Genomic DNA, 9,470 nt, shown 5'->3' with positions numbered 1-9,470 from the left:
AGGTCTTTTACTGTCATGTGCGCAAAACCTCCTTGTGCTGTTCGGCCGGTCCTGTTCGGCTATCCACTGGTGCTTCCGCAACTGCAACTGGTGCTGCAGGTGCCGGAGGTGCTGCAACTGCAGCAGCTTGAGGTGCTGCAACTGCTCGAGGTGGCGTCCATGGCGTCCTCGCCGAGGTCGCTCAGGACGTGGATCTCGAAGGTCTCGCCTTCCAGCGCTACGATCTCGCGCGCCAGGTCGGTCACCCTCATCCGCGTCAAACCTCCTCGTGCTGTTCGGCTTTCGAGCCGTGCCCAGTGCTTTCGCGACTGGGTGATAGCTCCATAGGAGCGGAGCATTGACGCTCTTCCTCCGCTCAGCGATCACGCGCAGCTACTGGTGCTTCCGCTGCTGCAACTCGTGGTGCTGCTGGAGCTGCCGCAACTGCAACTGCACGCGCAGGTGCTCGAGGTACTGCAGCTACAGCAACTCGTGCTGCCCGCGCCCAGGTCCTCCGCGATCTCTGCGAGGTCACGGATCTCGAAGATCTCGCCCTCCAACTCGCGTAGATCACCGATCAGCGCCTTCATGTGGTTCACCTCCTCTCCGCTCTGTTCACCTGCTGAGCACGACCTTTACGGTGCTCAGCACGTCACGCAGGTCGGGCGGGGTGGTGTCGACGACGAACGCGTCCAGCCCGGCCTGGGGCAGGTCCCGCACGAGCTCGGCGTCGGTGCCGGGCAGGTCCGGCTGCTGTGGTTCCGAGCGGTCGGTGTGCAGGAAACGGGGGTCGAAGTCGCCCATGATCCGGTCACCCAGGTCGTACGGCGCACCGTCCAGGCGCAGCAGCCCAATGAGGTCGACGAGCGCGGCTTTGGCCGCGGCCGACGCGGTGAGTGACGAGGCCACCGTCCACCAGGGCGACCCGGCGACGGTGGCGAGCGTCACCGCGCTCAGCCCGCGGGCCGGGAGCCCGATCAGTCTGAGGTCGTGGCCGAGATACCCGGCAGCTCGGGCCAGCATGGTGATCTCGGGGTCGTCGTGGCGGCCCGGGTCGAGCTCCCAGGCGGGGACGCCCGTGAGCGCCGTTCGCAGCGCCAGATGGGCGAGCGCGGAATGCAGGCCGCGCCGTACGGCGATGGAGAAGGTGGGACCGCAGCCCGCGCCTGCGCCGCCCGGCTCGATCAGAGCGCCCGCCTGATCCGACGGGTGGACGCTCGCGGCGGGCAGTTCGACCAGGCGTCCCGTGACCAGCGATCGAGCGTAGCGCCAGCCGATCGGCTGGTTCTCGTCCGCTGGCACGCCCGTCCAGGTGGTGATCGCATGCGGCGGAAGGAAGAAGCACCCACGCTCACGCAGCCTTCTCGGCGTGGCGTTGTGGGCCAGCCCGCGGTTGCCCACCGCTTCGACGTAGGCCAGGGCGGCGGCCTCGATGGCGCGGTTGCGCGCTCCGTAGACGGTGGCCGCATCGAAGCCGATGATCTTGCGCGAGCCGCGACCCAGATCTTTGGCCGGGCCCAGGACCACGCGCCCCGACTTGACCGGAGCCTGGGAGAGTGAGTCGTCGTCGAAACTCCGCAGGATGCCGGCGTGCTCGGCCACAAGGTGTTCGTAGCGCTCGAACAGGGCTTTGTCCGGCAGCCGCGGGTCGCCGGCGTCCTCCCAGAATTCCGGCGTGGCGGTGATCTCCTCGACGTCCACGCACTCAGGACAAAGCGGATGTGTACGTAGGCGCTCCCGCCGTGCTTCTCCTGTCCCGAGGTCCATCACGAGGACCGCGGACTCCGACTCGGCCGGGAAACAATCTGTGAGCAGCCGGAACGCGTCGAACGCCAGCGCGGAACCGAGCATCCTGGCCAAGGGCGGCGACATTTCCCGGGCCTGGCGCGGCCCACGGGCGAGGGCAAGCCGCCGCCACGATTCGGCCGTCCTGAGCGGATCAAGGTTGGCGCTGAGCCGGAGCAGCGCACACATCCAGCAAGGCTGACCGTCGGCTCGCATAGCTGGGCCGAGCACGCCCTTGTCGCCCAGCGCCACCACGGGGATGACAATGGTTCCGGCGGGCAGAGCGAGCCCCAGCTCGACGACCGTCTCCACACCCGCTTCGTCACCGTCCACAATGATCACGTCATAGTCGCCGACCACCATCTGCATGGGATCCACGGCCCGCACAAGCGCCGACCCGCCCAGCGTGTCGTCCAACTCCGCGGCGTACTCCTGGGCGTTGCCCGCATCCGCCACCATGTCCAGCGCGCTCAGGCCGTTGTGCAGAAGCCCTCGGGCGGCGGCGCGGGCGATCTCGCTCGTGCCGTAGACGGCCACCTTCGCGTCACGGAAGCGGACGAACCTGGCGACGGCCTGATCGGCGTAGTGCTCGATGAAGCGGATCTGCGTCGCGAATCCCTCCGGCGCGACGTCCCAGTCGGCAGGGTCGGCGTCCCTGGCGAAGCCCCGGGCGAAAAGGGCCTCGACCACGCCGGCGACCATGGCACGCTGGGGCTCGCCCAGCCCTTCGCATAACTCATCCACCGTGTGCCTGCCGCTCAGCAGCGGCAGCACGGCCGAGACCACGCGATAGGCGGTCTTGCCCGACAGCACGAAGGCGTCGTCCGCGTGCCGGAACAGCACGCCGCCGTCGGTTTCGGCGAACACCACGTCATTGCGTATCCGCGGCCGGGTGACGAATATGCCGGTGTCGGCCATGAAGCACTCCTCGTCATTCGCGGGGCATCGAGCTCCAATATGACGGGGCGTGCTAACACGGCTGCGAATTGCGAATTACACCACGATCTCATCGCACTAACTGCGCGCGATACTTCCTGCCGGCCATTCCCTGTCGGGGAGAACATATGTAATCGTGGCAGCGAGTCCGTAGGCCACGCAGGATCCCGCATCTGATGGGGGTAACGTGACAGCAATCCTCACGACCAGGCTCTCCAAGTCATATGGCGAGGTCAGCGCCGTACACGACCTGGATCTGAGAATCGGTACCGGGCAGATATACGGCCTGCTCGGGCTCAATGGCGCGGGAAAAACCACGGTGATGCGGATGTTGCTGGGTCTGGCGCGGCCGAGCTCTGGTGAGGCACGCGTGCTCGGCCACCCTCCCGGGCACCGGTCGCTGACCGGGAGAATCGGCGCGCTGGTCGAACAGCCCGCCTTCTACCCATGGCTGAGCGGCAGAGAGAATCTCGCGCTGGTGGCCAGATACTCGAATCTGTCGGAAAAGCTGGCGACGGTGGCCTTGGAAAGGGTGGAATTGGATGGCAAAGCCCACGCGCGGTTCCGTACGTACTCGCTGGGCATGAAGCAGCGACTCGGTGTGGCCGCGGCTCTGCTGGGCGATCCGGAACTGCTGGTCCTCGACGAGCCGACGAACGGCCTCGACCCCGAGGGGATGGCAGGGATTCGGGGGTTGATCCGCTCGCTCGGGGCGGCGGGTCGCACGGTCGTCCTCTCCAGCCACTTGCTCGGCGAAGTGGAGCAGGTCTGCGACCGGGTGGCCGTCGTCCACACGGGGCGGCTCGTCGCCGAAGGGACAGTTGAGGACATACGGAACTCCGTGGGAGGCAGCCGGGTGGTCATCGAGGTGGACTCGGCCGAGGCTGCGCTCGCCTGCTTGTCGAGTGTGCCCGGCGTCACAATACTCCGTACGGAGGGCGACCGGATCGAGCTGACCTCCGCCGACGCGCCGCCCAGGACGCTGAACCGGCTGCTCGTCAGCAATCAGGTCGAGGTCAGCGAGTTGCGTACGGTGAGAGGATCACTGGAAGAGGCGTTCTTGGGCCTCACTTCGACGCGTCCGGTCGAGGCGGAACTGGAGGCGGCCTCGTGAGCGTCCCGGTCCTCGCCGTCCCCGCTGTTTCCGGCGGGTTGTTCACGCTGCGCAGGCGGCCGGCCGTGCGGATCCTGGCGGCCGTGTGGCTGGCGCAGGTTGTCGGCTTCGCCTACCTGCTGTCGTACGTGTTGTACCAAACCGCCGGTGCCGAGTCGGGGAACCTGCTGCCGAGCCTGCTGCCCGCGCGGTCGGCCGACTACATCGTGGGATCGCTGCCGCTCTGGGGCGGTCCCGTCCTCGTCATTCTGGGGGCCTTGGCCTCCGGTACGGATTTCCGTACCGGCAGCCTGGTCACGCTGCTGCCCCGCTTCCCCGATCGCACATGGTTCATGCTCGGCAGGTTCGCCGCGCTCGTTGCGATCACGGCCGGGTACGCGGTCCTGACGCTCGTCGTGACCGCCGCGAGCAGCTTCGTGATCTCCCTGATGGCGGGCGAGCCGGCCCACTGGCCCGGTCCGGTGGCCTGGCTGCGCGGGTTCGCCGCCGTCTGGCTGGTCATGACCGCCTTCGCCGCCCTGGGCTACAGCATGGGCGTGGTGACCAGGAGCTTGCCCGCGGCGATCGGCATCGGCCTGCTCTGGACGCCCGGCGCGGAGAACGTGCTCGCTATGCTGGCCGGCGCCTTCGAGCCGCTCACCCCGCTGCGCGCCGCGCTGCTCAGTCCCTCGGCGGGATCGCTGGCTGCGGCGATGACACCGGAGGATGGGGCTCCGGGAGTGGCGGCGATCTCCAGTCCTGCAGTGGCCATAACCGTCCTGGCCTGCTGGATCGTGATTCCACTGCTGGTCTCTCTAGCGGTGTTCCGTCGCCGTGACGTGACATGACCGGACCTGTGTTCGAGAGGTTCACCCTGCTCGGACGCCTGCAGGTGATCATGGATGGGGAGTCTCGCCCGGTGCCGAAGGGACGTCAGCGAGCCTTGCTGGCAACCCTGCTACTGTCCGCCGCGCGCGAGGTCTCCAGTGATGAACTGATCGACTGCGTGTGGGGCGGCAGCATGCCGGCACGCCCCAAAGCGAGCTTGAACGTCTACGTCATGCGGCTGCGGAACTCTCTGGGCGATCCGGAGGGCAGGCGGTTGTCGACGGGGCAAAGCGGGTACACGCTCCAGGTCGACCGGAGCACCGTGGACGTGCATCTCTTCCACGACCTGCTGGCGCAGGCGGCCTCCCATCGAGACGACGCCGTGGAGCAGGGACTACTGCTCCAGGCGATCGCACTGTGGCAGGGTGAACCCCTCGTCGACATCCCCTCCCCAGCGCTCCAGCGACGGATCTGCCCGGTTCTGGAGGAGCAATGGCTCCAGGCCGTGGATCGGCTCGTCTCTCATGATCTCAAGCTGGGACGGTACTCCGAGGTCAGCCACCACCTGCGCGACCTCGTGGGCCGCTTCCCGTTCGTCGAGACCCTCTGGAGCCGGCTCATCCTGGCACTGTACCGCGGCGGGCGACGGGCTGAGGCGTTGCTCACCTACCGCGAGGTCCATCGTCACTTCCTCGCCGAGCTCGGCTTGCCGCCAGGGTCTGACCTGCGTGAACTGGCCAGGCGGATCGAGAGTGAGGATCCATCGCCGACCCCCGTGGTCACGGCCGCGGCGCTTTCCCCTCCGGGTGGACGGCTGGCCGCGCCGCTCCCACTCAAATTCAGGAGCACGGAGATCGACTCTCTGACCGCGATGTTGTCGGGAGCGGACCATGACGGGACGGTCATAAATCTCTACGGCATGCCGGGCGTCGGCAAGACGACCCTGGCCCGGCAGGTCGCCGCCCAGGTCGCGAATCGTTATCCCAACGGTGAGATCTTCGTCGACCTGCGCGGGCACGCGCCCGGAGGCGTTCGGCCGTACGAGGCCCTGGCGGTCCTGCTGAAGGCGGTGGACGTGCCGGTCGACGAGATCCCCTCGGGTATGGAAATGAGGGCCGCTTTGTGGCGGGCGGAGATGGCCGCCCGCCAGGCGGTGGTCATTCTCGATGATGTGCCGACCGCTAGGCAGGCAGGTTGGCTGCTCCCTGGATCGGGGCCGAGCGCTGTGATCGTCACGAGCCGCCGCCCGTTACCGCTGGCGGCCGATCACAGTGTCCAACTCAAGGCCCTGCCCGCGAACGACGCCCGTGCCATGTTCCGCGCTTGGTCGGGTACAGATCCCGGCCTCGAACCGGATGACGTACTGTCGGCATGCGGAGGGCTACCGCTGGCCGTCGCCATCGCGGCCGAGCGGATGCGTCGCGGCGGATCCATCGCCGAGGTGCATGAACACCTTCTGACTGCCTCACCGATGTACGGCGGGCCAAGCCTGAGCGAGGTGTTCAGCTCGTCTGTCCGCCGCCTCGGCAGAACGGCGCGGCGTGCCTTCCTGGCGGTTGGCGCGCTGCCTGAAACGCCCTTCACCGCGGCCGATCTGGCGAAGGCCGCCGAACTCGCTCCAACCGTGATCGGGCCGGCGATTGAGACACTGCTTGACGCCTGCCTCCTGGACAAACCCGTGGCCGGTCGCTACCAGGCTCCTCCCTTACTCCACCGGTACGCGCGAGAAACAGGCGGGTGATCATGTATCTGACCATTGTCGAGTGGGACCTGACCAGGTCTTCGATCATGATGCGGGAACTCCGCGACTATCTGCGCGACTACGCGGTCGAGGCGTACTCCGGCCTTGAGGGAATGCGCCTGAAGACGTGGTATTCCAGTCTGAACGGTCGCTTCTGGGGTGCGGTCTACTTGTGGGACTCGGCGGAGGATATGTCAGGCTCCGAGCGGATCAGTCGCGCGATCGAGCTGATCGGTTACGCGCCCACCTCGGTCAGCGTCTTCCAGGTAGAGGCGATCACCGAGGGTAGAAGCAGGCATGGTGCACTGGCCGGAATCGGCCTCGCCATGGAGACGACGTGACTCGCCGGGGCGCGACTGAGGACGTCGGTCGGGTGGCGCGCAGGGTGCCGGTGGCGCTACCCGTACCGCTCCTTAATGGCTTCACCGGCTGTGAGCTGGGGTTTTGTCGCTTGGTCAGCTAGCTCGGCGGTACTCATTGATGAGGCCTGCGACGGCTTTCCGGCGTTTGATCCGGGCTGCTGGCAGCAGTACGACCTCGGGGTCGTCTAGCGGCGCAAGCTGTTGGCGGCCTTGGTGAGGGCGATGCTCGTTGAAGTGGTGGGCGTAGCTGTGGAGGATCCTTTCGGCGTGACCGCGGCCGAACAGCAGGATCCGGTCCGTGCACTCCTCGCGTACCGAACGGATGAAGCGCTCGGCGTGCGGGTTGCAGTTGGGGCTACGCGGGGGGATCTTGACCACGGTGATGCCTTCACTGGCGAAGGCGGTGTCGAAGGCGGCGGTGAACTTCGCGTCTCGGTCGCGGATGAGGTGGGTGTAGTCGGCGGAGTGCTCTCCGAGGTGCCAGAGCAGTTGTCGGGCCTGCTGGGTGGCACAGGCTGCGGTGGGGTGGGCGGTGACGCCGAGGATGTGGACCGTGCGGGTGCGTACCTCCATCACGAACAGGGCGTAGAGCCGTTGCAGTGCGATCGTGTCGACGTGGAACAGGTCGGTGGCGAGTAGGCCGTCGGCTTGGGCTTTGAGGAAGCTGGTCCACTCGCCCCGCGGTGGATGACGTCGCGGAGCGGGACCCAGGCCGGCGGCGCGCATGAGGGCCCGACGGTGGCCGGGCTGACTTTGTGTCCGAGGCGGCGCAGTTCGCCATGCACTCTTCGAAAGCCCCAGCGCGGGTTCTCGGTGCCGAGTCGGGTGATCAGGTCGCGCAGTACCTCTGGAACTGGAGGCCGTCCTGCGGACGGCGGTTGTGCCCACTTCTTCTGGACGAGCCGCCGGTGCCAGGCAAGGAGGGTGCGTGGGGAGACGATCCGGTGGCTGCGCAGTACACGGGGGAGTAGTCGAGCGAGGGCGGCGAATAGGGCGCGGTCCGGCCAGGTGGGCCTTGGCGCGGTGCCTTGTCGGCGCAGCACCGCTACCTCGTGCCGCAGGATCAATATTTCTACGTCTTTGGCCGCTGAGGAACGAGACAGCAGGACGAGCCACGCGAAGATCCGTGTGGCGATCAGGTAGAGGAGTCGCACGAGCACAAGGACCGATGATGTCGTATCGGTGCGGGGAAGCGTCGTCCCAGGTCAGGAGCTGTGCAGCCATTCTGGAGCGTTACGGGCGATCCGGGGTTCTCGGCACCCGACGATCATCCCATCCAGCGGATGCCGCTCACACCAGCGTGATCACACTTCTGAATGCTTACCCCGCGACGTGACAGGCATCAACGACCTACGATCCATCCACCGAAAACCCGTCGTCGCAGGCGCGATCAACGAATACCACCACGCCGCTTAACCGCAGTTCAGACCACCTAACTCAATATCGAGCGGCACGTCATCACGATGGGTGGTTTTCCGGATACTTTAAGTGTTGACCGTATGGCAAAACGCCAGGTCATAACGCTTGGTCTGCTAACCAGTCAACAATTAAACCACGCATCTTTAGTCATGCTATGTCCGATATATTCCCGTATATCTCCCAGTGTCATCATTGACGCTGGCGATCTGATCATCGTAGCCTGCCGATGCAAGCGAGCGATCTTCGGGGCGCTTAGGGGAGCCCTCCTGAGATTCACAACGGGGGAACGTGTGACCATTTATTGTGCTGCCGTAAAACGACCGGCCAAATGCGAGAAGGCCCAATGAGATGGCCGGCAGTGGCCATTACCGGCGGTGCCGGATTCCTCGGGTCCCATCTTTGTGAGCGGTTTCTGGCCGAGGGTTACAACATCTACTGTGTCGACAACTTCCTCACCGGAGCAGTCGCCAACGTCGAGCACCTGATGGCCAACGACCACTTCCGGCTGATCCGGGCGGACGTGTCCCAGCACTTGGTCCTCCCGGACGTCGTGGACGCCGTACTGCACTTCGCCTCGCCGGCGTCTCCCACCGACTACCTGCGCCTTCCCATCGACACGTTACGGGTCGGTTCAAGCGGCACCTTCAACGCCCTGGAGCTGGCGAAGGAGAAGGGCGCCCGGTTCGTCCTCGCGTCCACCTCGGAGACGTACGGCGACCCGCTGGTGCACCCGCAGCCGGAGACGTACTGGGGCAACGTGAACCCGGTCGGCCCGCGCGGCGTCTACGACGAGGCCAAACGCTTCGCCGAGGCGATGACCACGGCTTTCAGAAGAGCGTGCGGCGTCGACACCGCGATCCTGCGCATCTTCAACACCTTCGGTCCCAGGATGCGGCCGTTCGACGGCCGCGCGATCCCGACGTTCATCAGGCAGGCCCTGCTCGGCGAGCCGATTACCGTGTCCGGCGACGGACTGCAGACCCGGTCGATCTGCTACGTGGACGACCTGGTCGAAGGCATCTTCCGGATGCTCAACTCGGACCTCGACGGACCGATCAACCTGGGCAACCCGCACGAGATCTCCATGCTCGCGCTGGCCCAGTGGATCAAGGAGCTGACCGGCTCCGAGTCGGAGATCGCGTTCGTGCCGCGACCGCAGGACGATCCCAAGATCCGCCGTCCCGACATCACGCTCGCCCAGGCCCGCCTGGGCTGGACGCCCAAGATTCCCATCGAGGACGGGCTGCGGCACACCATCGCCTGGTTCCAGGAGCATCCACGGCTCTGGACGGCGGGCAACCTGGCACGCACGAGCTCCTAGGACGAA

The 9,470-nt window shown here is 66.4% G+C and carries 9 protein-coding genes; 6 read left to right on the top strand and 3 right to left on the bottom strand.

What is annotated here, in order from left to right:
- Positions 1–327 (top strand): hypothetical protein (locus AB0I81_RS17715; RefSeq protein WP_360657492.1); only part of this gene is annotated, 327 nt, incomplete at its 5' end.
- 35 nt (positions 328–362) lie between these two features.
- Here AB0I81_RS17715 and AB0I81_RS17710 read toward each other — a convergent pair.
- A complete protein-coding gene (locus AB0I81_RS17710) occupies positions 363–569 on the bottom strand; it encodes a thiazolylpeptide-type bacteriocin (protein ID WP_360657489.1) in 207 nt (68 codons plus the stop codon).
- Positions 570–594: 25 nt separating this feature from the next.
- Entirely contained in the window at positions 595–2,682 is a 2,088-nt protein-coding gene (locus AB0I81_RS17705) for a TOMM precursor leader peptide-binding protein (protein WP_360657486.1), read from the bottom strand.
- A gap of 205 nt (positions 2,683–2,887) precedes the next feature.
- On the opposite strand from AB0I81_RS17705, the gene AB0I81_RS17700 reads away from it, so the two are divergent.
- From AB0I81_RS17700 to AB0I81_RS17685, 4 genes are read left to right on the top strand one after another with little or no spacing between them, the layout of a single operon-like run.
- A complete protein-coding gene (locus AB0I81_RS17700; RefSeq protein ID WP_360657484.1) occupies positions 2,888–3,814 on the top strand; it encodes an ABC transporter ATP-binding protein in 927 nt (308 codons plus the stop codon).
- Positions 3,811–4,641, top strand: coding sequence for a hypothetical protein (locus tag AB0I81_RS17695; RefSeq protein WP_360657481.1), 831 nt, complete (start codon positions 3,811–3,813; stop codon positions 4,639–4,641). The genes AB0I81_RS17700 and AB0I81_RS17695 overlap by 4 nt, the downstream gene beginning before the upstream one ends.
- 8 nt (positions 4,642–4,649) lie before the next feature.
- Positions 4,650–6,362 carry a BTAD domain-containing putative transcriptional regulator gene (locus tag AB0I81_RS17690; RefSeq protein ID WP_360657479.1) on the top strand — a complete coding sequence of 571 codons (1,713 nt, stop codon included), beginning with the start codon at positions 4,650–4,652 and terminating at the stop codon, positions 6,360–6,362.
- 2 nt (positions 6,363–6,364) lie between these two features.
- Positions 6,365–6,703 carry a hypothetical protein gene (locus AB0I81_RS17685; RefSeq protein WP_360658601.1) on the top strand — a complete coding sequence of 113 codons (339 nt, stop codon included), beginning with the start codon at positions 6,365–6,367 and terminating at the stop codon, positions 6,701–6,703.
- A 114-nt stretch (positions 6,704–6,817) separates the two neighbouring features.
- Here the strand turns inward: AB0I81_RS17685 and AB0I81_RS17680 are convergent, their stop codons facing one another.
- Positions 6,818–7,450, bottom strand: a complete 633-nt coding sequence (locus tag AB0I81_RS17680; RefSeq protein ID WP_360657476.1) for an integrase core domain-containing protein — start codon at positions 7,448–7,450, stop codon at positions 6,818–6,820.
- Between the two features lie 1,036 nt (positions 7,451–8,486).
- Between AB0I81_RS17680 and AB0I81_RS17675 the strand changes: the two genes are divergently transcribed.
- On the top strand, positions 8,487–9,464 hold the full coding sequence (locus tag AB0I81_RS17675; RefSeq protein WP_360657473.1) for a UDP-glucuronic acid decarboxylase family protein: 978 nt from the start codon (positions 8,487–8,489) through the stop codon (positions 9,462–9,464).
- Positions 9,465–9,470: the final 6 nt, after the last annotated feature.

Source organism: Nonomuraea sp. NPDC050404 (genome assembly GCF_040655495.1).
Classification (GTDB): domain Bacteria; phylum Actinomycetota; class Actinomycetes; order Streptosporangiales; family Streptosporangiaceae; genus Nonomuraea.
Note: the sequence above shows the minus strand (reverse complement) of the source record. Positions and strands in the feature narration are given on the sequence as shown.

Excerpts from the sequence above, each read along its gene's own strand:
- AB0I81_RS17710 (WP_360657489.1), bottom strand. The coding sequence starts at position 569 with ATGAAGGCGCTGATCGGTGATCTACGCGAGTTGGAGGGCGAGATCTTC.
- AB0I81_RS17705 (WP_360657486.1), bottom strand. The coding sequence starts at position 2,682 with ATGGCCGACACCGGCATATTCGTCACCCGGCCGCGGATACGCAATGAC.
- AB0I81_RS17685 (WP_360658601.1), top strand. The coding sequence starts at position 6,365 with ATGTATCTGACCATTGTCGAGTGGGACCTGACCAGGTCTTCGATCATG.
- AB0I81_RS17680 (WP_360657476.1), bottom strand. The coding sequence starts at position 7,450 with ATGCGCGCCGCCGGCCTGGGTCCCGCTCCGCGACGTCATCCACCGCGG.
- AB0I81_RS17675 (WP_360657473.1), top strand. The coding sequence starts at position 8,487 with ATGAGATGGCCGGCAGTGGCCATTACCGGCGGTGCCGGATTCCTCGGG.